Consider the following 24386-nt stretch of genomic DNA (forward strand, 5'->3'; position numbering starts at 1 on the left):
AATGACCGGCCCCTTCCTTCGGACCCTTGCCATGCTCGAGCGATCCCTGGGCCTCATCCGGGCATCGTTATGGCGGAAGTGATCAGGCAAGCTCTCAACAGTCTTTGACGATTCCCTTAAGTCCGTCGGTGGGCGACTGAGTTTCACCTGGTAAGATGGCCTTCGTGGGTGGGTTTTCGCCCAGTTTCAAAGCTGATGATTCGATTAGCCCGGCCAATATCCGCGCAAGGTCGCTCAGGGTCCGCTCGGGTCGGTGAACCAAGCCGATGTCGCGATGGAAACCGTGCTTTCCCAGATCCATGGCCCGGACGCTTTCCGGCCAGCCCTGATGCCCCAGTGTCTGCGGCACCAGAGCTACCCCGATACCCTTGGCCACTAGCTCGGTGATGGCTTCAAGCTCGTCCAGTTCACAGCGCTCCTGGGGCACGACTGGCAGGCTGCGCAGGAATCTGTCCACTTGCCGGCCTCCGAACGAAGCTCGGTCGTAGCGGATGAAGGGCTGCGAAGCGAGCAGGTCGCGCCAGTGGGCATCTGGTGTATCCCTGGGCACCAGTAAACGGTAGGGCTCCCGCGCGATCGGCGTCCAGCGCAGGTCGCTCTGCAGCGAGAAGGCGGGATTAATGATGACCGCCATGTCGATGTCACCTGCATCCAACTGATCCAGCAATGTCATCGACAGGCCCGGCAGAACGCGGGTACGAACGTCCGGGTATCGCCCATGGAAACCAGCCAGTGCGCCAGGGAGGAGCGTTCGTTGCGCCGACGCGATCGCGCCCAGGGTAACCATCCTCGGCGGCTGGGGTTCAGGGGCAGGGGAGCCCAGGTTCTGGTACAGCGTGACCATTTCCTGTGCTTGCAGGAGGGTTCGATGACCCGTAGGGGTCAAGACAGCCGTGCGCCCGGTTCGGTCGAACAAGCGGACGCCGATGTCCGCTTCGAGGCGGGCGATCTGCGCACTGACGGCGGCCTGGGTCAGGCCGATCTTTTGAGCGGCCGCTGCGAACGTACCTTCACGCGCTACCGCGATCAGGGTTCTCAATTCACGGATCATTGATCGAATTAATTTGTGGGTCTCGCAAAAATATATTGTTTTTCTTGTTGATTGGCCAACGGCTAAAGTGCGGCATAGCCGGATTTCTGCCAAGACCTTGAAGCCGGTACGTCGTTGTCAGCCCGATAAGGAGTTACTGGATGAGCCTATCTCCCTTTCACCTCGCGATCCCCGTCTACGACCTGGCCGCGGCGCGCGCCTTCTACGGCCAAACGTTCGGCCTGGCCGAAGGGCGTTCCAGCGAGCACTGGGTCGACTTCGATTTCTACGGCCATCAGCTGGTGATCCACGAACACCCCAGAACCGCGAGCCAAGAGGCGGCTCATACCAATGCAGTGGATGGTCACGAGGTGCCGGTGCCGCACTTTGGCATCGTATTGAGCTGGCCAGAGTGGGAAGCACTGGCAGAACGGCTCCAGGCTCGTGGTACGGCCTTCGTGATCGAGCCCTATGTCCGCTTCAAGGGCCAGGTGGGTGAACAGGCAACCATGTTCCTGTTCGATCCCTGTGGCAATGCGCTTGAGTTCAAAGCCTTCAAGGATATGCACCAGTTGTTCGCCAAGTAATGGAGCGGGAGGGTCAGCCTGATCGTCGCTGCCTGTAACCTTCGGCCTTTCCGGAGGACTAAAGGAAGAGCTTCTATCTTCGCTGAGGAGTTTCAACCATGATCGCTCACTGTATTTCCGACCACAGCGGCCTGGCACGGCCGCTTCACATGCCTTGGCCCTGGCGCGCTGACGAATCGCCATTGAATGACCTGGACGACGCCGAAGAGGATATCGCTGAACTGGATGGCGACGTGGCCGACGCGCTCGCCGAACTCCTGGACGAACGCGCGCCATTGGCGGACCCTGGCACGCCTTGAGGCCGTAGATCACGGAGATCTTCAATCGCGGGAATCAGCTCTTCCTGACCCAGGCTTGGCGTTCCCTGGCCTACCTTGCCGCGCTGCACGGTGATAGATCCGCGACCACGCTGCTGAAAAGCATGGCTTCGGGACTCATTGTTCATTTCTCTGCCTCAGGGATGCAGACGCCCCAGGGGCGACCAGGTTACGGCAGCCCCTAAGCATTCGCTCACAGCCTTAAGGGCTGCCACTTTCATGTGACGAACCTGGCAGTGGAAAATATTTCGGTTTTGGTCTTTCATTGCGCTTTCGCAAGCTAAGGAAGCGCATATGAAAAAGGGTACGTTGGTGTGCATGGGGCTTTTTGTAGCGAGTGTCCAGAGCGCCCACGGTGCTGACCGGACACTTCCCAAGGGGTCGCTACTTTGTGACAGCGCGGCACCCATCGAGCGCCTCGAGCAGGGCGACTACCAACTGATCCGTGGCTGTCGGCTCTCCAGGCAGGACATGGCAGTGGAAATCCTGCAAACTTCGACGGCGGGCTCGGCGCAAGTCTATGTGCCGGCAAGAAATGTGCGCGCGTATGTTCAGCGCAACGCATTGAAGTAGGTCGATATGGAGACTGCTGTAGTTCTTCGACGAGACATTCGTATCTTTCAATTGCTCTACTATCAGAAATGCACAGCACTCCCTATACTCGTGGGCTCCAACTCGAAGGATTATCTTATGTCGCGCCTCGCAGAATTCCGTGCCCTTGAACAACAGCTCGCCGCGCAGCTCGCAGAGCTTGAAAACATGAAGAACGATGAAGGCCTCAAGCGCGAGGTCGAGTTCGAAGAAAAACTGCGCGACCTGCTTGGCGAATATGGCTTTAGTTTGAAGCATATCGTCGAGATTCTCGATCCGCAGGGTTCTTCCCGGCGTACTCGCGCGCCGGCCCCAGAGCCGGAAAAAGCGACCCGCCGGGCACGCCAGGTCAAACGCTACAAGCACCCTGAAAGCGGCGAAGTGGTGGAAACCAAAGGCGGCAATCATAAAGTGCTGAAAGAGTGGAAGGCCCAATACGGCGCCGAAACTGTTGAATCCTGGCTGCAATGATACGGGTCATCTGAGCGAAGCCGTCGCCGGCAGCCTCGCTCAGACCAGGGCGTCGGTAATAGGCGCCCGGTCGCTATCGGCAGTTGCCAGCTTTGCGGTAGCCCGCCTTGACCGCTTCGGCCTCGGAGGCGAAGTTGATCCGGTTCTTGTCTCCGACCTGGGTATACCCCGGGCAGCCTTCAGGCAGATGATAGACATGGCTGCCCCGGTTTCCGATGATCGAGCCGGGCGCGGCCTTCGAGGCTGAATTGTCCTGCTTGGGCTGCGTGGTCGGCCGCATCGGTACCGGGCTGACCACGCCATCGCCCACAGGTTTATAGCCCAGGCTCCAGGCTCGCTGTTTGGTAACGAAAGGGTTGTCATGGCCCATGATGGCGGCGATCCGCGTGTTGCGTTCGCGCTCCCAGGCGGTCACCGGGAATTGCTTGTCCCACGCCATTAGAAGTTGTTGCTGTTGCCTGGACATGCTCAAGTTGTAGCGATCGAACATGTAGAAGGTGGTGCGGGCCACGAGGCCCTTGACTTCATCGCGTGGCTCAGCGGTTCGATGCTCGAAGTCCACACGGGTTTTGCACTGGCCGTATTGCGGCGCGACGCCGGACGCCATGCCATAGTTGAAATTACTGCGGTCGCCATTCACTTCGCCCACGGAGGGGTAAAGGTTGAACAGGTCGGCTTCCATGACACGGAAGACAGGGTCGTCTTTCACGCAATGCTCCCGACCGCCGTCTTGCCAACATTGCCTCTGCTGGCCGAAGGTCCAGGCCGGAACAATATGTTCCCACTCGGTACGCTTGGCGCGAGTTTCCTGGGCGCGGGTTTGCAGGCCGCAGGACTGTGCATCGATTCGTCCGCCGGACTTGCCAGTCCAGGTCCAGTGACAGCCGCAATAGAGTTCACCCAGGTCGCTGTTGGCCTGGTCGAAGTAAATCTTCTGCTTGGCGATAACCTTGGCTTCGGCGAAGGTGGCGGGCGGATCGGCAAATGCAGGAAAAGCGACAAGCAACGACAACAGCGGGGCAAGGAAAGTGTTTTTCATAGGGCAATAGTCGGTGAAGGAAGCGCATTATAGTGGGCACCGGCAAAAATGCGCCCTTGTCTTATGGACAGGCACTACAACGGTCAACTTCGTTCAAGCCCGCGGTATTCGTGAGTTACCCCGTGCCGCGCTCCACGCGCAGCCAAGGTTGCTCACGATAATGATTCAATAAGATGCCCGAGCAGCTGCATGGCCCGTTCCGATTCATCGGTCCATGGATGGCCATAATTGAGCCGAGCGCAGTGGCCGAACGAGCGCGTCGCCGAAAAGATCGGCCCGGGTGCCAGGCTCACGCCCTCTGCCATGGCCAGCCTGAAGAGCTTGAGCGCGTCGACCTGGGCGGGAAACTCGAACCAGAGAAAATACCCGCCTACCGGGCGCGTGACCCGGGTCGGCGCGGGAAAGTATCGAGAGGCCGCCAGGAGCATGGCCTGTTGTTGGGTTTCGAGGCCGTGCCTTAGCCTGCGCAAATGGCGATCATGCCCGCCGTGCTGCAGGTAATCGGCAATTGCCGCCTGCGCTGGCACCGACGGCGAGATGGTGGTCATCAGCTTGAGCTGGAACACCTTGCTGGCGAAGCGCCCGGCCGCGACCCAGCCGACCCGGTAACCCGGGGCCAGGCTTTTGGAAAACGAACCGCAATGCATGACCAGTCCATCGCGCTCATAGTGCTTGATCGGCGTTGGGGGGTGGTCGCCGAAGTACAGCTCGGCGTATACGTCATCTTCGATCAGTGGCGTTCCATGGCGATGCAGCAGGTCCACGAGCTGGCGCTTGCGCCCATCGCTCAGGCTGGCGCCCATGGGATTCTGGAAGGAACTCATGAACCAGCAGGCCTTTATCGGCAGTTTGTCGAGGGTATCGGCCAGTACATCCAGATCGATACCGTCCCGAGGATGCACTGGAATCTCCACGGCCTTGAGCTTGAGACGTTCCAGCACCTGCAGCGACGCATAAAAAGCCGGAGCCTCGATCGCCACCAGATCCCCGGGCGAGGTGACCGCCTGCAGGCACAGATTGAGCGCCTCCATGGCACCCGTAGTGATGACCAGCTCTTCCAGGGGCAACATGACCCCAGCCAGGGTGTACCTCAGGGCGATCTGGCGTTTCAGTGCGTCGTTGCCGTTGGTCTGGTCAGCGATGATCTGATGAGCCGACAAGCGTCGCAGGGCCTGGCCCATGGACTTGGCCAGGCGCGGCAGGGGAAACAGATCGGCGCTGGGAAACGCGGAGCCGAAGGGCACGGTATGGGGGTCACGCAGGGAGCTGAGCACTGAAAATACCAGTTCGCTTACGTCCACGTCCTGGGCAATACCCTCCTGGCGCTTGATCTCCGGTTCGGCTAGCGAGTCCCGCGCCAGCGCGCGAACGTAATAACCCGAGCGCGCCCGCGCCTGGATCAGCCCGCGGTCTTCGAGCAGGTAGTACGCCTTGAACACGGTAGCCGGGCTGACCCCGTAGTTCTGGCAGGCCAACCTGACCGAGGGCACCCGTTCATTGGGAGCCAGCACGCCGGAGCGTATCAGCGCGGCGATTTCATCGGCGAGCTTTTCGTAGCGCTTGAGCTTATGCATGGCATGGGGTCCGGAACGCGCGTAGGGCGGCACTATAGCGGATCTACCGCTGGCGTTACCGCGATGGGAATCAGCGAAGCTGGTGAAAAGGGCCAATGAGCTGGCTATCGAGCAGGGAAACTAAGGCCGCGGCTTCGTTGCCCAAATCGGGACGCCGCAGGCGCTGGATGATCGGCCTTATCCAGGCCATCCGGCGTAACCGCCCATTTGCCAAGGACCCTCAATGAACTCTGTAAAATTGATCCACCATGGCGCCGCCGAGGGCGTCACCGGGTCGTGCCACCAGGTTTGGCTGGATAATACCTTCAGCCTGCTCATCGACTGCGGCCAGTTCCAGGGCGTCGATGAAGGACTGGCTGGCGAGGACCCGCTGGGCTTGGACTTTCCCATAGAGGGAATCAAGGCCCTGGTGGTCACACATGTGCATATAGACCATGTGGGGCGCATCCCCAACCTCCTGGCTGCCGGGTTCGAGGGGCCTATCCTGTGCAGCGAGCCTTCGGCCCAGTTGCTGCCTATCGTGCTCGAAGATGCCTTCCGCCTGTCCATCAGCCGTGACCAGGAACAACTGGAACGTTACCTGAAAGTGGTGGAGCAGCGAATCTTTCCGTTGCCCTACGGCAACTGGTTCACCGTGCATGAAACCGATACGGCCCTCTGCAAGCTGCGGCTGCAGCCTGCCGGGCATGTGCTTGGTTCGGCCTATGTGGAGCTTGACCTGGGTGAGCCTGGGAATGAAGAGCATAGCCAGCGGATTGTGTTCAGCGGCGATCTTGGAGCGCCTCATTCACCCATCCTGCCGGATCTGGTACCGCCGGAGCGGGCCGACCTGCTGCTATTGGAGAGCACCTACGGCGATCGCCGCCACGAAGATCGTGCCCACCGGCGAGAGCGCCTGCAGGTCGCCATCGAACGGGCCCTGGCCGACCAGGGGACTGTATTGATTCCGTCCTTCAGCATCGGGCGGACCCAGGAGTTACTCTACGAACTGGAAGAAATTCTTCACGACGAAACCGAGGCCGCCGCGCCAACAGGTGAGAACGAGGATGCGAAGGGCGGCAACAGGGGCGCCCCGGATATCGACTGGCCCAAGGTGCCTATCATTCTCGACTCGCCTTTGGCCAGCCGCTTCACCAAAACCTACAAGGCGTTGCAGGGTTACTGGGACGAAGATGCCCAGCACCGCCTGGAAGAGGGGCGCAAACCGCTGTCTTTCAAACAGTTGATCACCGTGGACAGCCATGAAGACCATACACGCATCGTGCAGCATCTGACCGAAACCGCACGGCCGGCTATCGTGATCGCCGGCAATGGCATGTGTTCGGGCGGGCGCATCGTCAACTACCTCAAGGCCATGCTGGGCGACCCGAGGCACAATGTGGTCTTCGTCGGTTACCAGGGCCAGGGCACCCCCGGGCGCGACATCCAGACCCACGGCCCTGAAGGCGGCTTCGTGATGCTGGAGGGGGAGCGCATCGACATCCGCGCCGGTATCGACAGTGTGGGTGGCTACTCGGCGCATGCGGACCAGGCCGACCTGGTCGGTTTCGTCACCCGCATGAAGCAGTGGCCCAAGGAAATCCGCCTCATACACGGCGAAGACCAGGCCAAGCTGTGCCTGGCAGAGGTGCTGGAAAGCCGTTACCGGGAGGCGGGAAAGGAAGGCCGCATCAGCATACCCTGAACCTTCAGATTCAGGTTCGCGAGCATCTCTCATACATAAATGCCCTTAAGGGTCGACGTATAAAAACCGTGACTGACGCTTGGACATTCCTGGATGGGCAGGGATGTCCTGACAATTTATTGTCCCTTATCGTCCAAAATGGTATATCGTCGCAACAAAGTACTAAATGCGCGTGTAGGGCCTTTCATGCAGTATCCAGCCCGTACTCACTCGGTATAACAATGAACAATGGAGCCCCCGATGACGCTTGTTTCCACCAATCCCGCTACTGAGCAACCCTTGCAACGCTACGAACTGCATAGCTGCGCCGAGCTAGAGGACATACTGGCCCGGGCAGAGTCAGCGCAACGCGCCTGGGCACAGGTCGATATCGAGCAGCGGTGCGGTGCTTTGCTGCGTATTGCCGACGTGCTTCGCCAAAGGCAAGCGGCCTATGCCTTGCTGATCACTCGCGAGATGGGTAAGCCCATCACCGAGGCGGAAAGTGAAATCGAAAAATGCGCGGCTACCTGCGAGTTCTATGCCCGACAGGCCCCGGTCTTCCTGGCGGACCTTGCGGTGAGTACCAACGCGGCGGATAGCCGAGTGGTGTTCGACCCCTTGGGCGTAGTCTTGGCCGTGATGCCGTGGAACTATCCGTTCTGGCAGTTCATCCGTTTCGCCGCGCCAGCCCTTGCAGCAGGCAATGGCGCCATTCTCAAGCATGCCAATAACGTCCCGGGCTGTGCCTTGGCACTTGAACAGCTATTCGTCGAAGCCGGGCTGCCGGAAGGGCTGATTGGCACCCTGCTGATCGACTCATCCCAGGTCGCGGCCGTGTTGGCCGATGAGCGCATTGCCGCGGTTACCCTTACCGGTTCCACGGCGGTGGGCAAGCTGGTGGCCGCCCAGGCAGGCGCGCTGATGAAAAAGCAGGTGCTTGAGTTGGGCGGGTCAGACCCTTTCATCGTGCTGGCAGACGCCGATATCGAGGCTGCGGCCGCCGCCGCCGTCAAGGCGCGCTTTTCAAATACCGGGCAAAGCTGTATTTCTTCCAAACGCTTCATCGTCGAACAGAGCGTCGCAGACCGCTTCGTCGACGCCTTTGTCAGCGGGGTGGAGAAGCTCAAGGTCGGCGACCCCGCGGCGCGGGATACCCAGGTGGGGCCGTTGGCACGGGCCAGCCTGCGAGCAGACATTCACGCCCAGGTCACTCGTAGCGTCGAGGCTGGCGCCAAACTGCTCACCGGCGGGCAGCCGCTTCCAGGCCCGGGCTTTTTCTACCCTCCGACAGTGCTCGATCATGTAACACCCGCGATGGCCGCGGCCACCGAAGAAACCTTCGGGCCGGCAGCCGCGGTAATCCGTGTCGAGGATGCCCGGCAAGCCATCGAGATCGCCAATGCCACGGAATTCGGCTTGGGCGCCGCACTCTGGACCAGTGACCTGGGGCGGGCCCGCGCCTTGGCAAGGCAGATCCAGGCCGGTGCCGTATTCATCAATGCCCTGGTGGCCTCCGATGCACGGGTGCCGTTCGGCGGCATCAAACAATCAGGCTACGGACGCGAGCTTGGCGACTTCGGTATACGGGAGTTCACTAATATCAAGACGGTCTGGCAAGGCCCCAACCATTAATTACAAGAAGACCACTTATGATCAAGACGTCATCCAACGCCTGGTTGCTCAAGCCTGAAGCGATCGCCAAGCACGACCGGGGCGGTGGCGCGGCCACCACGCCACTGGTAACCAAGGGCCTGGGCGCCACCGGCTTTATCACCGGCTTCACTGAATTCAAGGGCGGTGCGAAGATCCCGTTCCACTATCACAATTGCGAAGAAACCGTGATGCTCATCGAAGGCCATGCCTGGTTCGACATCGACGGCGAATCCTTCGAGGTCAAGCCACAGGACGTCACCTTCATCCCTGCCGGGGTGCCCCATCGCTTTCGCAATGCCTCTGAAACCCAATCCATGAAGATCCTTTGGGTGTATGGTTCGGTAGACGCCAACCGTACCTTGGTGGAAACCGGCGAAACCCGTCCAATCGCCGCCGAGCACGCCAGCTGAACCGCCTGAACCCAAACCCGCTATATCCACGGAGTTACGCCCATGCCTGAAGTCGTTGTCTATGCCGTTCAAGGCCGTACCCATGAACAGAAGAAAATGCTCATGCAGAAGATCACCGACGCGGTGATCGAAAGCTTCGACGTGCCCCGGGACAAGGTAGTGGTGCAGATCGTCGAGTCGGACCCGAACAACAAGGCGCGGGGCGGCGTGCTCTACAGCGAACGCTGACCCTTACTTTCCAGACGTCATAGAGGCAGGTATTGATGATCATAGAAGTGGCAGAGCTGCGTATCGACCCGCAGCGTAGCGCCGAATTCGAAGCCGCTATTGTGCGAGGCGTCACTACGGTGATCGCCAACGCCAAGGGCTTCCTCGGCTATGAGGTGATTCGCGGGATCGAATCACCTGGCCGGGTACTGCTGCAAATCCGGTGGGAAACTGTGGAAAACCATACCCTGGACTTTCGCCAGTCTCCGGCGTTCGAGCAATGGCGGGCCATCGTTGGCGAATTCTTCATCAGCCCACCGCAGGTAGAGCATTTTTCGGTAGTGGCTTGAGTCAGCCCCAGGCTCAGGCGGCGGTTCCGAGACCGTAGCCCCTGTCGACCTTTACCTTTCCAGAACAAAGGAGTCCGATATGAAAGGAATCGCACTGGTCACGGGCGCTGGCAGTGGCATTGGCAAGGCCGTAGCCTGTGCCTTGGCCGCCGAAGGCTATGCGCTGGTACTGGCCGGGCGGCGTCTGGGCCCGCTGGAGGAAGTAGTGGCAGTGATCGAGGCGCTTCCCGCAGGGCAAGCCATAGCGGTAGCGACCGATGTAAGCGACCCGGACGCGGTCGGGCGCCTGTTCGAGGTCATTCGCCAGCGCTTCGGTCGGCTGGATCTGTTGTTCAACAACGCTGGTCGAGGCAACCCGCCGGGCTCTTTCCTGGAGTGGACCCCCGAGCAGTGGCAGGCGGTCGTGGGAACCAACCTCAACGGCATGTTCTATTGCCTGCAACAGGCGTTCAAGCTGATGAGTGAACAGCAACCCCAAGGCGGACGCATCATCAACAACGGCTCCCTCGCCGCCCACGCGCCTCGGCCCAATGCCATCGCCTATACCGCCACCAAGCATGCCGTCACTGGCTTGACCAAGGCCGCGGCTCTGGACGGCCGCGCGCTGAACATCGCCGTAGGGCAGATAGACATCGGCAATGCCATGAGCGACCTGGCCTCGCGGATGGCAAAGGGCGTGCCTCAGGCCAATGGCGAGATAGCGGTCGAGCCGCTCATCGACGCCGAACTGGTAGGCAGGGCAGTGGTGTACATGGCTGGGCTGCCGCTGGACGCCAATGTGCTTTTTCACACTTTGATGGCCACCCAGATGCCTTTCGTGGGTCGCGGCTGACGCCCGGCCGCTCGCTCATGCTCCGCCACGCCTGCGCCACCGCCGATAGAAAGGCTCGGCCACGGCCATGACTACCACCAAGCGCAGGATTTGCATCGCCGTTACCGTTCCGACCGCCAGGCCAAGGGTTTCAGCGGTCAGGTACATCTCGGTCATGCTGCCTGGGGTCATCCCCAGGGCCAGGGTGGCGAAGGGCAGGGCGAAGCACCACGACAGCAGCCAGGCCACGGCGAAGGTGCAAGCCAGGGTGGTAAGCGTATAGGCCGTCGAGAGCAGTAGAAAGGTCGGCGCGCGGCGGAAGAACGCTCGGTCGAAATGACAACCCAGCGTACAACCGATCAACACTTGAGCCAGATGGCTCAACCAGCCGGGCAGGCTGGTAACCAGGTCGAGGCTTGCGGTGAGCGTGGCGCAGAGCATCAGCGGGCCGAACATCCAGGGGTTCGGCCAGCCGGCGCGCTTCCATGCCATGCCGCAGACCAGCCCACCAGCCAGCAGAGGCGCCAGCCAGTACCAGTCCGGTGGCGCGGCTGGGTATGGAGCCGGAGCTCCGGCGCTCATGCCCCAGAGCATGGTAGGCGGCACCACCAGTACGATCAGCACCAGACGCAAGCTGTGCGCGGCTGCCACGCGACTGGTATCGGCCTGGTAGCGCTCGGCCAGGTTGATCATCTCGGCGAAGTTGGCGGGCATGAACGCAAAGAACGCGGTTTCCCTGTTCATGCCAAGACGGTGCAGCAGCAGGATACCGATCAAGGCCAGGAGGATGGTGGTTACGGCGGCAATGGCCATCAGGGGCAGGTGAGTCAGTATTTCCTGCGCCACCTGTGCGGTCAGGTGCAGCCCGACCGCCGTGGCGATGATCCATTGGCCAGCGGGCCGGCCATGGGGGATCGCCGCTAGCCGCCAGCCGCTGCAGCGGCTCAGAGTGACACCGATCAAGGCGCCAGTGATCCAGGGCAGTGGCCAGTGCACGAGGCTGGCCAGCCAGCCTCCGCACACGCCGATGATGGGCGTGGGCCACCAGGTTTTGTCGCGAAGGAAAGCCAAGCTGGGCATGGTTGAGCCTTGAAACGTAACGACGGCGAACAGAGCGCCGGATCAGGGCGCCATGTTCAATGCTTTGATGAAGAAGTCCGTGCTACCGAAGTTGCCGGATTTCAATGCCAGGGCGACGGGTGCCCGGGTCCCGGAGCCAAGCGTCCAGGGCACCCCCGGATCAATGGTGACGCCGATGCGCAGGGTATCCACACCCAGCGCCTTCACCACCGCGCCCGAGGTTTCGCCACCGGCGACCACCAGCTTGCCTACGCCACGCTCGCTCAGCCCGATGGCCACTTTTGCCAGGGCCGCTTCCATCAATTGCCCGGCCCGCTCTACGCCCAGGCGCTCCTGCGCTTGGCGAACTTCCTCCGGCTCGGCACTGCCGTAGACCAGAACCGGCCCTTCCACCAAATGACGCTCTGCCCAGGCCAGGGCCTGGCTCACCTGATCTTCCCCCGCAGCCAGGGCCAGAACATCGAGCTTGTAGCCGGGGCGCGTTGCGAGCCAGTGGGCCACCTGACCCCGAGTCGCGGTCGAGCAGCTTCCAGACAGCACCGCGCTCGCCCCTGAAACGGCGGGCAAGGCCGAGGCCTGGGCGATGTCAGGCAGCAGGCCGCGCTGACGGAAATTGGCCGGCAAACCCTGTGCGACACCTGAGCCTCCCGTGACCAAAACATGATCGGCTACCGCCTGGCCCAGATTCATGAGGTCCTCGTTGGTAAGGGCGTCAGCGATGGCGTAGCGCGCCCCGCTGGCCTGCATGGCGCGCAATTGGTCGACGATGGCGGCCACGCCCTGGCGTACCGTCGGCCATGGTAAAAGCTCGACCCTACGGTCTGTCTGCGCTTGCAGGACGCGCTTGAGATTGGCATCGGTCATGGGCGTCAGGGGGTGGTCGCGCATGCCCGACTCGTTGAGCGGCACCTGGCCTACGAACAGATTGCCCAGATAAAGGGTGCGTCCGTTATCCGGGAAGGCGGGACAGGCGATACAGAGGTCGGCGCCCAGAGCGTCGGCCAGGGCGTCGGCCACCGGACCGATATTGCCCTGGGCGGTGGAATCGAAGGTCGAGCAGTACTTGAAGAAAAATTGTGTACAACCCAACCCGCGCAGGTACTCCAGAGCCTCCAGGGACTCGGCCACCGCCGACTCGGCCGGGGTGGTGCGCGATTTCAAGGCCACCACCACGGCATCGATGTCGTCAGGCAAGGGGCCATGTGGCACGCCCAGTACCTGCACGGTGCGCATGCCATGGTTTACCAGCGTACTGGCCAGGTCCGTGCCACCGGTGAAGTCATCTGCTATGCAGCCTAACAGCGGCTTTGCCATAGCTTGTCTCCTTCTTGTCGTTATGGGCTTCTGGTCGGCGCGCCCGGCCCCGGCGAAGAGGGCGGGTGCGTCAAGGGCAGGCGCGGTGGCGAATCAGCCCCGCAGCGCCTGGGCCACGGCCTGGCCAAAGGCTGCGCAGCCCAGGCTGCCACCCAGGTCCGGAGTACGCTTGGCAGGGTCTTCCAGGACCAGGTCCACGGCCTTGTCGATGGCAGCGGCGGCTTCCTGCAGCTTGCCGCTGCTACGGTGCTCGCCCATCCAGTGCAGCATCATGGCGATGGACAACATCATCGACACCGGGTTGGCCTTGTCCTGGCCGGCGATGTCTGGTGCCGAACCGTGCTGGGCCTGGGCGCAGCAATGGATGTTGCTGGCCATGATGGAGCCGGCCAGACCCAGGCTGCCGGACAGCTCGCTGGCCAGGTCACTGATGATATCGCCATAGAAATTGGTGGCCACCAGCACGTCGAAGCGCTCGGGGTTGCGCACCAGGTGCGCGGTGGACGCGTCCACCAACAGGTCGTCCAGTTGCACTTCCGGGAATTCCTTGGCCACGTTGCGTACGCATTCCAGGAACAGCCCATCGGTCATATGGAAGCTGTTGGCCTTGTGGATCGCGGTCACCTTGCGGCGGCGCTTCATGGCCAGTTCGAACGCCTGGCGCGCGATGCGCTCGCTGCAATGCCGAGTGATCTTGCGGGTCGACAATGCCATGTCAGGGGAAGGCATCACTTCGCCCCAGCCACGAGTCATGTTGCGGTCGGGGTAAAAGCCTTCGGTGGCCTCACGCATGATCACCAGGTCCAAGCTCTTGCCTTCTTTCATGTTCGAGGCCAGGAACGGGCGGGTACGCGCCGGGCGAACGTTGGCATACAGGTCAAGGCCGATACGGAAGCCTGCCGATACGTTGCGGCCACCTTTCTCCGGCGCTGGATAGTCTGCATGAGACTGCGTGCCCAGGATAACCCCGTCATAGGTCTTGGCTTTTTCCAGGATTTCCTCGCGAAGCGTAGTGCCGTATTTCTCCAGGCTGGTGAAACCGACATCGTCGTAGTCGAAGGACAGGTCCAGGCCGAATTTTTCGTTGGCCACTTCCAAGACCGACATGGAGGCCTGGATGATTTCCGGGCCGATACCGTCGCAGGGCAGAACCAGAATGCGCATTGTTTTTCTCCTTGTTGAAGCGTCTGAGTAGGAATCGGTGCCTTTACACCAAAGCAAGCCGGGTACGGTTTGTTTGTACCTTATTACATCTAAAAACAATTTATGCAACAGCGAAAGCAGGGGATGCTGCTTTCAAGGTGGCGAATTAAAGACCCAGGGCCAGCACTGGCGGGGTGGCAGCCTCGCGTTCTCCTTGAGCCGCCTCGGCCCGGCGGTCCTGTTCGGCCTTCAGATGGCTCACTACGTCCAGATGGTGATGCAGGAAATTCGCCGCTTCCTCGCGGCTGCCGTCCTCGATCAGGTCGATAAGGTGGAGGTGTTCCTGGGTCTGGCCTATGAACCTGGTTCGCTCCAGGTTCGAGCGGTACGCCATGAACCGGCGAAGCTGGTTCTGCCGGCGAATGGCTTCGAGCAAGAAGACATTGCCGGAGCAGCGCACCAGCAGCTCATGGAATGCCGAGTTGATGTCGAACAACTGTGCCCGAGAGAGGGTAAAGATATCTCCGTCGAGCAGGCGTTGCTGCTGCGCCCGGGCAGCGCTGAAGGCACGCTTGTCCACGGTGTAGCCGGGTTCACGCAGCGCGAAGGGTTCGATGGCCATGCGGAACCGATAACTCTGAATGTGGGCATCGCTGTCATGCAGAAACGCCTTGAGCTCCCAGCCCTGACCGGCGCGGCGCTCGATCATGGCCTCGCTGGCCAACCGGTTGAGCACCTTCAGCAATTGCCCTCGCGGGATCTCATAGCGCCGCAGCAGCTCGGCTTCGAAGAAGCTGTGCTTGATATCACCGCGCAGCATGTCATCCACTACTCGTAGGTACAGCTCCTCGTAGGGGTCACTTTCCGGCGGCAGCGAGGCGGCTTCGATAGTGGTCGCGTTACGGGTCAGGTAGAAGCCGCGATTGGGCTCCTTGCGTGCCAGCCCCAGTTGTTCGAGCAGGGCGAAGCCCCGGCGGATCGGGGAGCGCGATACCCCCAACTCCTTGGCAAAAGCTTCTTCACGAAGCGGCTCACCCGCTTTCATCGAGCGCGCACGCGCCAGCTCGATAATGCGCGGCGCAAGGTGTTCGGCAAGGTCTCTTTTCATGTCAGTCTTCTGGCGCTGCCCATGTAGGTCGGCCCTACACAGCCGTAGGGGGAGGCAGTGAATCTACCATATCCCCAGGCCATGCTCGTGCTCACCGAAGCCGCGTCCTGGCGGCGTCCAGACCCCTATAGCGAGGAGTAGAGCGGGAACAACCCCATCAGCATCGCGGCTGCCATGATCAGGAAGCTCAGCGCGAATGCCCACTTCATGGTGTAGCGCTGATGATCGCTGAACTCCACGCCAGCCAGGCCCACCAGCAAGTAGGTTGAGGCTACGAGCGGACTCAGCAGATGCACCGGCTGCCCGATCAGGGACGCACGGCCAATTTCCGCTGCGGTAATGCCATAGGCTTCAGCGGCATGCGCCAGCACAGGCAGTACGCCATAGTAAAAGGCGTCGTTGGACATGAAGAAAGTGCCGGGAATGCTTAGTAACGCGGTGATCGGCGCCAGGTAATTGCCCCAAGCGTCTGGCAGCGCCCATAGCAGAGAGCTGGACATCGCCTTGACCATGCCGGTGCCGGAGAGAATCCCGGCGAAGATACCAGCGGCGATGAAGATGGATATCTGGGTCAGCGCGGCGGGCGCGTGCGCGGAAATGCGCCGGCGCTGCTCATCCATCTGTCGATAATTGATGGTCAGGCCAATGCAGAAGGCGACCATGAACAACACGGGCAGCGGCAACAGCTCGATCACCAGGCATGTCATCAGCGCCAGGGTCAGTAGCGCATTGAACCAGAACAGCTTCGGGCGACGCAGCTCAGCGTTCTCATCACTCAGTGTAAGCAGGTCGCCCATGTCTTCGTCCATGCTCGTGCTGCGCAGGGGATTGCCCGGTGCTCGCAGCAGTCCTAGACGCTGGCGCTCTTTCAGTCCCAACAGGTATGCCAGCAGCAACACACCGAGGAAACCGATGATCATCGAGGGGATGAGCGGAATGAACAGCTCTGAGGTTTCGACCTGCAACGCCGCGGCCACCCGTGCCATAGGCCCGCTCCATGGCAGCAGGTTGGTCACGCTCGCCGCCAGTATCACCACGCAGGGAAGGATCAGGGGATTGAGCCGCAGCCGACGAAACAGCGGCAGCATGGCGGTGACCGTGATCATGTAGGTAGTCGAGCCGTCTCCATCCAGCGACACGAGGCCGGCCAGCAGCGCCGCGAAGAACACGGCCTTGGCCGGGTCACCCTTGATGATCTTGATGAATGCGCGAATGATGGGGTCGAACAGGCCGGTATCGAACATCAGCCCGAAAAACAGAATGGCGAACATCACCATGATCGCCGTGGGCGCGACCTTTTTCAGCCCTTCGACCATCATCGGGCCCATGTCCGGGGCGAAACCGCCAATGATGGCGAATATGATCGGGACCAGTGTCAGGGCCACCAGGGGTGGCAGGCGCTTGGTCATGATCAGCACCATGAAGGTGATAATCATGCCGTAGCCAAGAACAGAGAGCATATGTATCTCCTAATGCCAGAGTACAATTGTTGTTATGTTTATCACTGGGGAGAGCGCTTGAGGCGCATCAGCTCATGTGCAGGCCACCGTTGATGGAGAAGTCCGCTCCGGTTGCGAAGGCCGACTCATCAGATGCCAACCAAGAGCACATGGCAGCGATTTCTTCCGGCGTCCCTAGCCGCCGGGCCGGGATTTCATGGACGATACGATCCATCAATTCCGTGCGGGTCAGCGCTTTGAGCCTGGGCGTAGCGATGTAACCAGGCGAAACGGTATTGACCGTGACGCCGCGAGACGCCAGTTCGCGGGCCAAAGCCCGGGTGAAGCCGCGGATTGCCGACTTGGCGGTGGAGTAGTTGACCTGGCCGACCTGGCCCAGTTGCGCATTGACCGAGGAAATATTGATGATCCGCCCCCAGCCTCGGGAAGTCATGCTGTCAATCACTTGCTTGGTAACGTTGAACAAAGAGTTCAGGTTGGTGTTGATGACCGTTTGCCAGTCATCCGGGCGCATGTCGCGAAAGACCACATTGCAGGCCGTTCCGGCATTGTTCACGAGAACATCCACAGGCCCTACCTCGTCACGGATCTTGGTGAAAGCCGCTTTGGTCGACTCCCAGTCCGCCACGTTGCCTTCGGCGGCGATGAAATCGAAGCCCAGGCGCTGTTGCGTCTTCAGCCAGTCCTCCTTGAGAGGCGAGTCCGGCCCACATCCCGCGATCACGGTGAAACCGTCCCTGGTAAGGCGTTGACATACCGCAGTGCCCAGTCCGCCCATGCCCGCCGTAACGAATGCAATGCGCTTGCTCATCTGTTGCTCTCCGATTGTGATTTCTTGTAGTTCGAGCCACTCTGATGCTCAACGGTACGGCGAGCGTTATTGTTCTGTAAACACCCGCAATACAATTTTTTTGAAGGCATAACCCTTTTCTACCGGTCATTTCGACAACTGGTAGGCCGAAACTCCTGCACGGACAGACGGTTAGCTTCTTGGGACCGATTATCTGATCGAGACGCTCTCGTCAAAGGCCTGTCGCCATCTCTTCAAGTAAAACTCGCAGATACTAAATTGTATTTCGTTATTTTGAAAAACTGATAAGCTCACCCTGTGTTCAAGCGTGACGGTGCTCAGTGGCCAACGTCACCACAGCCCGAGGATGGCGATGAGTACCGAATCCGAGCTCCGCGAAGAGATTTGCGATACCGGCCAAAGCCTGTACGCAAGGGGTTATTGCGTAGGAAGCGCCGGCAACATCAGCGCCAGGCTGGAAGACGGTTGGCTCATCACTCCGACCGATGCGTGCCTGGGACGCCTTGATCCGGCCGCCATTGCCAAGGTCTCCTCGGCCGGCGAATGGGTATCGGGCGACAGGCCATCGAAAACACTCGCGTTGCATAGACGCATCTACGAAAACAATGCCCAGGCCCAGGCTGTGGTGCATTCCCACGCCACGGCCTTGGTAGCCTTGACGCTCGCCGGTTGCTGGCGCGAGGAAGCCATCCTGCCGCCTATCACGCCCTACCAGGTGATGAAGGTAGGTCGAATTCCTCTGGTTCCTTATCGTCGACCGGGTGCGGCCGAGGTCGCCGACGAGGTGGCGGCCCTGGCGGCCCAGGTGCGTGGGGTCATGCTCGAACGATTGGGGCCGGTAATCTGGGAAACCTCTGTCAGCAAAGCCAGCTTCGCCATGGAAGAGCTGGAGGAAACGGCACGGCTGTGGCTGCAAGTGCGACCGCGACCCGCCCCATTGAGCGAAGCGGCGATTCGGGAGCTGGAAACAATCTTTAACGTGCGTTGGTAACCCCGCCTCATCAGCCCGGGCCCGGTGGCTAAGCAGGCGAACCGCGGGGAGCATCTATTCAGGAGCGACAGAGGGTCGCCAGGGAGCTTTCATGAGCACGAAGCGTATATTTCTGATCCATGCGACTCGGCTGGCAATGGACCCTGTCAATGCAGGCTTTGCGCGTCTATGGCCCCAGGCCCGTTGTTTCAACCTCTGGGACGATTCACTGTCCGTGGATGCCAATGCGGCAGGGCACGTGACGCCTGCATTGACCGAGCGGCTCTGGCGCTTGGCCGAGCACGCGGTCCGCGCTGATGCCGACGGGGTGCTCTTCACGTGCTCTTCCTATCCCGATGCCATCGCCAGCTGCCAGCGGCGATACCGGATTCCCATGCTCAAGCCCAACGAGGCCATGGTGCGCGAGGCGTTGAACATAGGGTCGCGTATCGCCGCGCTGACCACCTTCGGGCCCGCGGCGGACGCTATTGCCGCGGACTTTGCCGCCCAGAGCGTCGCGCTCGCTCAGGCAGGCCCCAGCATCGGCGCTACCCAGCCAAAGGTAAGCCCTGTGCTCTGCGAGGGCGCCCTCGCCGCGCTCCAGGCCGGAGACGTCACTCGGCACGACGAACTGATCGCTGCCACGGCGGGTAAGCTGCGTGGCCACTACGATGTGCTTTGCCTGGCGCAGTTTTCCATGAGCAGCGCGGTATCGGCCTGCGAAGCGGCGTTCGCCGGGCCCGTGCTCAGTAGCCCGGACAGCGCGGTCAGGTTATTGCGAGCCTTGGTAGAGGGCTGAGGGTCACACAGCAACGGGCCTGCGAAGCCCGTTCAGCCGCGCGCGGCTGGCGCGGCTAAATATTTTCTTTTCCGTGCCGCTAACCAGGCAGACCGGCGCCATGCCCCTTCCAGCCACGGACCTCCCATGAACCTACGATCCCTGAAAATCGCCAAGCGCAGCATCTTGTGCTTCGGTGTTATCGCCACCGTGTTGGCTGCCCTTGGCCTGTTCGGCCTTTATCAGATGGCCAACATCCGTACCCAGGCCAAGCTGGTAACCAGCGAAGGGGTACCGGGGATCGTTACCAGTGACGCCATCGCCTTGCAGTTGGCACGCTTGCGCCTTCAGGTTCTCCGTCTGGTGGCCGTGCCTGCTGCCGCGGCGCAAACGCAGTCGACCATCCGTGAGATCAGCGGCAAGCTGGACGGTCTGTTCGAAACCTACCGCCCGATGGTGGGCAGCGAGAACGAACGTTCCAGCTACGAAGGGCTTACCCGTTTGTATCGCGACTATCTGCAGCAAACCCACCAGGTGGAAGCGCTGGTACTGGCCGGGGACGTAGACGGCGCGCGCCGCATGGTCGTGGATGCCATGACCGAAGCGGGCACCCGAATGAACGACCTGTCCGCCGCGTTGCAGCAACAGAACCTAGATGAATCCCAGGCGCACGACCAGCGTGAAGATGCCCTTTATGCACAGTCTCGCACTGTTACCCTGGCGGCCGTTTTCCTGGCCTTGGGCTTGACCGTACTGCTCTCCTGGCGCCTCACCCGTAGCCTGACCAAGCCCTTGGAGGCCGCGGTAGTGGCTGCCCAGTCCATCGCTTCGGGCGACCTCACCGAACGTCTTGACACCCGCGGCGGCGATGAGGCGGCGCTTCTGCTGCAAGCCATGGCCTCGATGCAAGGCACTCTGCGCCAGACCCTGGACAAGATCATGCAGTCCGCCCAACAACTGGCTTCGTCCACCGAACAGATGAGCGCGGTCATGAGCGAGAGCGCCACGGGGCTTGCCCAACAGAACGACGAGATCGAGATGGCCGCCACGGCCGTCACCGAGATGAGTCAGGCGGTGGACCAGGTGGCGACCAATGCCGTTTCAGCCTCCGAGCAAAGCCGTTCGGCCAGCGAAACCGCGCGACGTGGCCAAGGCCAACTGGGCGACACCCTGTCGGCGATCGGCTCGCTGACGGACAACGTGCTGGGCGCCTCCGAACACGCTCGTACCCTGGCTTCCCAGGCCCATAACATCACCCGGGTACTGGATGTGATCCGCGCCGTCGCTGAGCAAACCAACCTGTTGGCCCTGAACGCGGCCATCGAGGCGGCCCGGGCAGGCGAAGCCGGGCGTGGCTTCGCCGTGGTAGCCGACGAAGTACGTTCCCTGGCCAGTCGTACCGGGGAGTCGACTCGTGAGATCGAATCCATGATCGCGACCATCCAGGCAGGTACCACCCAGACCGTGGACGCGCTGCTGACCAGCGCCGATCAGGCCAGGCAGACCCAGGAGCAGGCTCATGCCGCCAGCGATGCCCTGGGCGCGATCTCTCATGCGGTGGCTGCGATCGACGAACGCAATGTGGTCATTGCCAGCGCTGCGGAAGAGCAGGCTCAGGTTGCCCGGGAGGTGGACCGTAACCTGGTCCGTATCCGCGACCTCTCCATCCGTACCTCAGCCGGCGCGGAACAGACCCATGCCGCCAGCCAGGAACTGTCGCGCCTGGCCGCCGGGCTCAGTGATCTGGCCGGGCGGTTCAAGGTGTAGAAACGAGGATAGGGCCAGCGGGTGAGGCCGCGGCAGGCCCCGAACTGCCGGAAGCTCGCTTGCTTCGCAAGCGCCCACCAGGGAGGGCCGAGTGGCTTATCGGCCACTCGCCGTGGAAGGTAGCGAAGCTGCCGAACCGGCTCAGACGTACTCCTCCTGCACACCAAGGGCCACCAGTGCCGGCGCGCCTTCGCTGAACTGGAAATTGGACGCATCCAGGTCATACTCAAGGTCTCCCGCCAGGGATACCTCGAATCGCTGGCCTTGGGCGTCCGGGGTCAGATCCTTGATGAACGTGCGATGCAAGGCGGCGTTATAGCTCACCTGGAGCGTACCGTCCCGGCCATCGCCCAGCCCTGTGTAGCCCAGGGCAGAGACGTCCAGGCGATCTTCGAAGGCGTCGAAGTCAGTGATGATGTCGGCGTGGCTGGCACTGGCGTCCCGGTAGCTATCCGTGGACGAGGTGAAGCGGAACACATCCCGCCCGCTGCCGCCGGTAAGCAAATCGCGGCCTTCGCCGCCGATGAGCACATCGTCATCGGCGCCGGCGTTCAAGCGGTCAGCCCCAGCCAGGCCCAAGAGCACTTCCTTGACCGCCGAGCCCTGGAGGGTGTCACCACCGCTGCCGCCGAGGACGCTCACCGGGGCAAACAGCACATTGCTTTGATCGAGCTGCCCTGCATGGTTGCCGTTGAGTACCAGCTCGAAGCGGTGGCCCTGGGCATCGTAGTCGTAGCTTTTCAGGAATGTCTGGTTGCCCTTTACGGCGACCGCGAGCGTACCGTTGTGCCCATTGCCCAGCCCTGTGAATCCCAGGCCGATCAGATCGATGCGATCTTCATTGGCGTCGAATCGGATCAGCGTGTCGCTGGCGCTTTGTGTAGCGGTGCGGTAGCTGTCCTCAACGGACAGGAAGCGGATCACGTCAGCGCCATCGCCAAGGTAGAGCCTATCGCGACCGCCGTTGCCCTGGTAAAGGTCATTGCCACCCGCGCCGTCCAGTATTTCAGCCAGGTCCCGGCCCTGGAGCAGGTCAGCGTTGATCGAGCCTTCGATTGAAAGGTTGCTTTCGCTGCTGAAGCTCAGATCGAGCTCGCCTTCTGGGGTGAGCCGAACCAGCCCATAGTCGGCGTTGAAGTCGACAGTCTGGCCGTTGCCCAGGTCGCTCACCCCGGCAATCAAAAGCTTGCCGTTAGGCAGTACTGCGATCGAACGGGCCGAATCATATTCGCCCTGGGTATCGATGCTGGCCACGCCATTGTCGCCGAAGCTGCTGTCGTACTGACCATCGACGCTCAGACGCACCACCTGGAAATCAGCATAGCCCTCATTGCTGCCAGCCAGCACGATCTTACCGTCAGCCTGCACAGCCAGCGCGCCACGGTAGTCCGTCAGTACCTCATCGCCGAACACGACCTGGCCAGCGTCACCGAAGCTGGCGTCCAGGGTGCCGTCGGCGTTCACTCGGACAATTCCATAGTGATAGCCATTGCCGCTATCGAAGTCTCCGGCGAGGAGAAACTGACCGTTGTCCAAGGCCACGGAATGCACTTCGCCGTTGAAGCTCAACCCTTCGGCCAGGTAAACCACGCCATCGTCGCCGAAACGGCTGTCCAGGGTGCCGTCCTGGTTGAGCTGAACCAGCACGGCGCCCTGGTCGCTGCTTTGGCTGATCAACAGGCTGCCGTCATCGTTGACGGTCACGCGGGTGCCTTCGCTGCCCAGGCCTGAGGGGATACCGGCCTTGGCGTTGGCGTTGAACGCAGCGTCAGCGGTGCCATTGGGGAGCAGACGGCTGAGGCCGAAACTGTCATTGCCGTTGCGATGGGCGGGGGTCTGTACCAGCAACGAGCCATCGCTCTGCACGGTGAGGCTGTAGCCTTCATCGATTGGAACCTCGGCGCTGATCAGGCTACGGCCGTTGAGGCCATAATCGGTATCCAGGGTGCCGTCAGCGTTGAAGCGCACCACTGAGTAGTCATAGGCCGTTTCGATAGGGCCACCATAGAAGCTGAAGCCGGCTACCAGGATCTTGCCGTTGGCCTGCACAGCGATGCTTTGGTTGACGTCATCGAAGCCTGCCACGTCAACGACAACGCTTCCGGGCGCATAGCGAGTGGTGGAACTTGCGGTTTCCAGAGGGTTGTAGGCAGCCATGATTCAATCCTTGAAGAGTGGGCAGAGGGGCCATAGTGTGACGGCCTTCTCACCCTAGCTGCCTTTTCAGCAAACGCCAGCGGTATGAGCGTCAGGGTTTCAATGGCTGCCGCTTGCCGCCGGCCTGGCCTGTGACGGAGGGGTAGCCTCGTATTTTCGCCATACTCGCCTTAACTGGCGGGCCGAGCCGAAGCCCGCGCGCTCGGCTATCACTTCCATGTCCAGCGCGGGCTGCGCCAACAGGCCGCGAGCCACGGCTATTCGAAGGCGGTGCAGGTAATCCAGTGGGCTGCCCCCTGCATGCTCCTGGAACAACCGGTTCAGGTGCCGTCCGCTGGTGCAGGCGATGCCCGCCATGCGGGTCAGGTCCCAAGGTTCGCACGGGGCGGCGCTGACCGCATCCTGCACCCGGTGCACGGCCGGGTGCAGATGGTTCCGGCCACTGGTCCAGGCTGAAAGCTGCGGGTCGCCGCCACCCCGACGCATATAGACCACCAATTCCCGAGCCACCGCACTGGCCAGGCGCGCATCGCCCAGTTCGGCCACCAGTTGCAGCATCATGTCGATACCGGCGGTGACCCCAGCGCTGGTGCTGACCCGACCGTCGGTCACGTAGAGCCGGTCTTCGAGAACGCGGGCGCGCGGCGCCAGGGCGCGCAGCGGCGCGCATAGGCCGTGGTGGGTGGTGCAGCAGAGGCCGTCGAGGAGGCCGGCCCGGGCCGCGTTCAAGGCTCCGGCGCAGACGCACAACAAACGCTCGCCGGACGGCTCCCAGACCTGGCGCAGCCAGCTGTCCAGGGCTATTGCCGCTGTTTCCCCGGCTTGCCGTTGCTCATCGTTGTCGCCCGCGGTAACACCGGCCAGTACCACCAGGGTGCCTGGAGCCAGGCGCTCGGGCAGCGTGGGCAGGCCCGCCAGCGGCAGGCCGATGGAGGTGGTCACGCCAGAGGCCGGGCTGGCGTAGGCGAGGTGGAAGCGCGGATCTTTCGGCGCGGCCAGCTTGCTGGCCAGGCGTAGCACTTCGGCAGGGCCGGCCAGGTCGAGCATCAGCAGGTTGGGCAATACGATGAACAATACCGGCCGTGTTGTCAT

Annotated in this window: 24 protein-coding genes; 13 read left to right on the forward strand and 11 right to left on the reverse strand. The window is 61.6% G+C overall.

Features of this window, described 5'->3' with window-relative positions; genetic code table 11:
- Nucleotides 1-94: 94 nt before the first annotated feature.
- Nucleotides 95-1051 (reverse strand): LysR family transcriptional regulator, encoded by a 957-nt coding sequence (locus ACP691_RS19215; RefSeq protein WP_426153086.1) that lies wholly within the window; start codon nucleotides 1049-1051, stop codon nucleotides 95-97.
- A gap of 140 nt (nucleotides 1052-1191) precedes the next feature.
- Here ACP691_RS19215 and ACP691_RS19220 point away from each other — a divergent pair, with 140 nt between their 5' ends.
- The 4 genes from ACP691_RS19220 (at nucleotide 1192) to ACP691_RS19235 (ending at nucleotide 2996) form a co-directional block, all read left to right on the forward strand.
- Entirely contained in the window at nucleotides 1192-1617 is a 426-nt protein-coding gene (locus tag ACP691_RS19220; protein ID WP_426153084.1) for a VOC family protein, read from the forward strand.
- A gap of 98 nt (nucleotides 1618-1715) precedes the next feature.
- Nucleotides 1716-1916 (forward strand): hypothetical protein, encoded by a 201-nt coding sequence (locus ACP691_RS19225; RefSeq protein ID WP_426153082.1) that lies wholly within the window; start codon nucleotides 1716-1718, stop codon nucleotides 1914-1916.
- Between the two features lie 312 nt (nucleotides 1917-2228).
- Nucleotides 2229-2507 (forward strand): hypothetical protein, encoded by a 279-nt coding sequence (locus ACP691_RS19230; RefSeq protein WP_426153080.1) that lies wholly within the window; start codon nucleotides 2229-2231, stop codon nucleotides 2505-2507.
- Between the two features lie 117 nt (nucleotides 2508-2624).
- Nucleotides 2625-2996 (forward strand): histone-like nucleoid-structuring protein, MvaT/MvaU family, encoded by a 372-nt coding sequence (locus tag ACP691_RS19235; RefSeq protein ID WP_040263546.1) that lies wholly within the window; start codon nucleotides 2625-2627, stop codon nucleotides 2994-2996.
- A 73-nt stretch (nucleotides 2997-3069) separates the two neighbouring features.
- Here the strand turns inward: ACP691_RS19235 and ACP691_RS19240 are convergent, their stop codons facing one another.
- Both ACP691_RS19240 and mapR read right to left on the reverse strand, forming a co-directional pair.
- Nucleotides 3070-4035, reverse strand: a complete 966-nt coding sequence (locus ACP691_RS19240; RefSeq protein WP_426153077.1) for an endonuclease — start codon at nucleotides 4033-4035, stop codon at nucleotides 3070-3072.
- Nucleotides 4036-4187: 152 nt separating this feature from the next.
- Nucleotides 4188-5609 carry a GntR family transcriptional regulator MpaR gene (mapR, locus tag ACP691_RS19245; RefSeq protein ID WP_426153075.1) on the reverse strand — a complete coding sequence of 474 codons (1422 nt, stop codon included), beginning with the start codon at nucleotides 5607-5609 and terminating at the stop codon, nucleotides 4188-4190.
- A 223-nt stretch (nucleotides 5610-5832) separates the two neighbouring features.
- On the opposite strand from mapR, the gene ACP691_RS19250 reads away from it, so the two are divergent.
- The 6 genes from ACP691_RS19250 (at nucleotide 5833) to ACP691_RS19275 (ending at nucleotide 10727) form a co-directional block, all read left to right on the forward strand.
- Complete coding sequence (locus tag ACP691_RS19250; RefSeq protein WP_426153073.1) at nucleotides 5833-7293, forward strand: MBL fold metallo-hydrolase RNA specificity domain-containing protein; 1461 nt, start codon at nucleotides 5833-5835, stop codon at nucleotides 7291-7293.
- Between the two features lie 240 nt (nucleotides 7294-7533).
- The gene (locus tag ACP691_RS19255; protein WP_426153072.1) at nucleotides 7534-8907 is read left to right on the forward strand and encodes an NAD-dependent succinate-semialdehyde dehydrogenase; all 1374 of its coding nucleotides are present in this window, start codon (nucleotides 7534-7536) and stop codon (nucleotides 8905-8907) included.
- 17 nt (nucleotides 8908-8924) lie between these two features.
- Nucleotides 8925-9338, forward strand: coding sequence for a cupin domain-containing protein (locus ACP691_RS19260; RefSeq protein ID WP_426153070.1), 414 nt, complete (start codon nucleotides 8925-8927; stop codon nucleotides 9336-9338).
- Between the two features lie 42 nt (nucleotides 9339-9380).
- Nucleotides 9381-9566: a tautomerase family protein gene (locus tag ACP691_RS19265; protein ID WP_040263533.1), complete on the forward strand. Its 186-nt coding sequence runs from the start codon at nucleotides 9381-9383 to the stop codon at nucleotides 9564-9566.
- Nucleotides 9567-9601: 35 nt separating this feature from the next.
- Nucleotides 9602-9895 carry an antibiotic biosynthesis monooxygenase family protein gene (locus ACP691_RS19270; protein WP_426153067.1) on the forward strand — a complete coding sequence of 98 codons (294 nt, stop codon included), beginning with the start codon at nucleotides 9602-9604 and terminating at the stop codon, nucleotides 9893-9895.
- A 79-nt stretch (nucleotides 9896-9974) separates the two neighbouring features.
- The gene (locus ACP691_RS19275) at nucleotides 9975-10727 is read left to right on the forward strand and encodes an SDR family oxidoreductase (protein WP_426153065.1); all 753 of its coding nucleotides are present in this window, start codon (nucleotides 9975-9977) and stop codon (nucleotides 10725-10727) included.
- A 15-nt stretch (nucleotides 10728-10742) separates the two neighbouring features.
- Here ACP691_RS19275 and ACP691_RS19280 read toward each other — a convergent pair whose 3' ends face one another.
- From ACP691_RS19280 to phbB, 6 genes are all read right to left on the reverse strand, one after another.
- Nucleotides 10743-11786, reverse strand: a complete 1044-nt coding sequence (locus tag ACP691_RS19280) for an AbrB family transcriptional regulator (RefSeq protein WP_426153063.1) — start codon at nucleotides 11784-11786, stop codon at nucleotides 10743-10745.
- 42 nt (nucleotides 11787-11828) lie between these two features.
- Nucleotides 11829-13100: a 3-oxo-tetronate kinase gene (gene otnK / locus ACP691_RS19285; protein ID WP_426153061.1), complete on the reverse strand. Its 1272-nt coding sequence runs from the start codon at nucleotides 13098-13100 to the stop codon at nucleotides 11829-11831.
- Between the two features lie 93 nt (nucleotides 13101-13193).
- Nucleotides 13194-14264, reverse strand: coding sequence for an isocitrate/isopropylmalate dehydrogenase family protein (locus ACP691_RS19290; RefSeq protein WP_426153059.1), 1071 nt, complete (start codon nucleotides 14262-14264; stop codon nucleotides 13194-13196).
- Nucleotides 14265-14409: 145 nt separating this feature from the next.
- A complete protein-coding gene (locus ACP691_RS19295) occupies nucleotides 14410-15351 on the reverse strand; it encodes a GntR family transcriptional regulator (protein WP_426153057.1) in 942 nt (313 codons plus the stop codon).
- Nucleotides 15352-15476: 125 nt separating this feature from the next.
- The gene (locus tag ACP691_RS19300) at nucleotides 15477-16811 is read right to left on the reverse strand and encodes a CitMHS family transporter (protein WP_426153055.1); all 1335 of its coding nucleotides are present in this window, start codon (nucleotides 16809-16811) and stop codon (nucleotides 15477-15479) included.
- A gap of 67 nt (nucleotides 16812-16878) precedes the next feature.
- On the reverse strand, nucleotides 16879-17622 hold the full coding sequence (phbB, locus tag ACP691_RS19305) for an acetoacetyl-CoA reductase (RefSeq protein WP_426153053.1): 744 nt from the start codon (nucleotides 17620-17622) through the stop codon (nucleotides 16879-16881).
- A gap of 352 nt (nucleotides 17623-17974) precedes the next feature.
- Between phbB and ACP691_RS19310 the strand changes: the two genes are divergently transcribed.
- The 3 genes from ACP691_RS19310 (at nucleotide 17975) to ACP691_RS19320 (ending at nucleotide 21137) form a co-directional block, all read left to right on the forward strand.
- Nucleotides 17975-18613 (forward strand): aldolase, encoded by a 639-nt coding sequence (locus ACP691_RS19310; protein ID WP_426153051.1) that lies wholly within the window; start codon nucleotides 17975-17977, stop codon nucleotides 18611-18613.
- 91 nt (nucleotides 18614-18704) lie between these two features.
- Nucleotides 18705-19391 (forward strand): aspartate/glutamate racemase family protein, encoded by a 687-nt coding sequence (locus tag ACP691_RS19315; protein ID WP_426153049.1) that lies wholly within the window; start codon nucleotides 18705-18707, stop codon nucleotides 19389-19391.
- A 126-nt stretch (nucleotides 19392-19517) separates the two neighbouring features.
- Nucleotides 19518-21137: a methyl-accepting chemotaxis protein gene (locus tag ACP691_RS19320; RefSeq protein ID WP_426153047.1), complete on the forward strand. Its 1620-nt coding sequence runs from the start codon at nucleotides 19518-19520 to the stop codon at nucleotides 21135-21137.
- 141 nt (nucleotides 21138-21278) lie between these two features.
- Here ACP691_RS19320 and ACP691_RS19325 read toward each other — a convergent pair whose 3' ends face one another.
- Together ACP691_RS19325 and ACP691_RS19330 are read right to left on the reverse strand one after the other, a co-directional pair.
- Complete coding sequence (locus tag ACP691_RS19325) at nucleotides 21279-23294, reverse strand: M10 family metallopeptidase C-terminal domain-containing protein (protein ID WP_426153045.1); 2016 nt, start codon at nucleotides 23292-23294, stop codon at nucleotides 21279-21281.
- Between the two features lie 99 nt (nucleotides 23295-23393).
- Nucleotides 23394-24386, reverse strand: a complete 993-nt coding sequence (locus tag ACP691_RS19330; RefSeq protein WP_426153043.1) for a GlxA family transcriptional regulator — start codon at nucleotides 24384-24386, stop codon at nucleotides 23394-23396.

The sequence above is a fragment of the Pseudomonas sp. DC3200b2 genome, assembly GCF_049895785.1.
Classification (GTDB): Bacteria; Pseudomonadota; Gammaproteobacteria; order Pseudomonadales; family Pseudomonadaceae; genus Aquipseudomonas; species Aquipseudomonas massiliensis.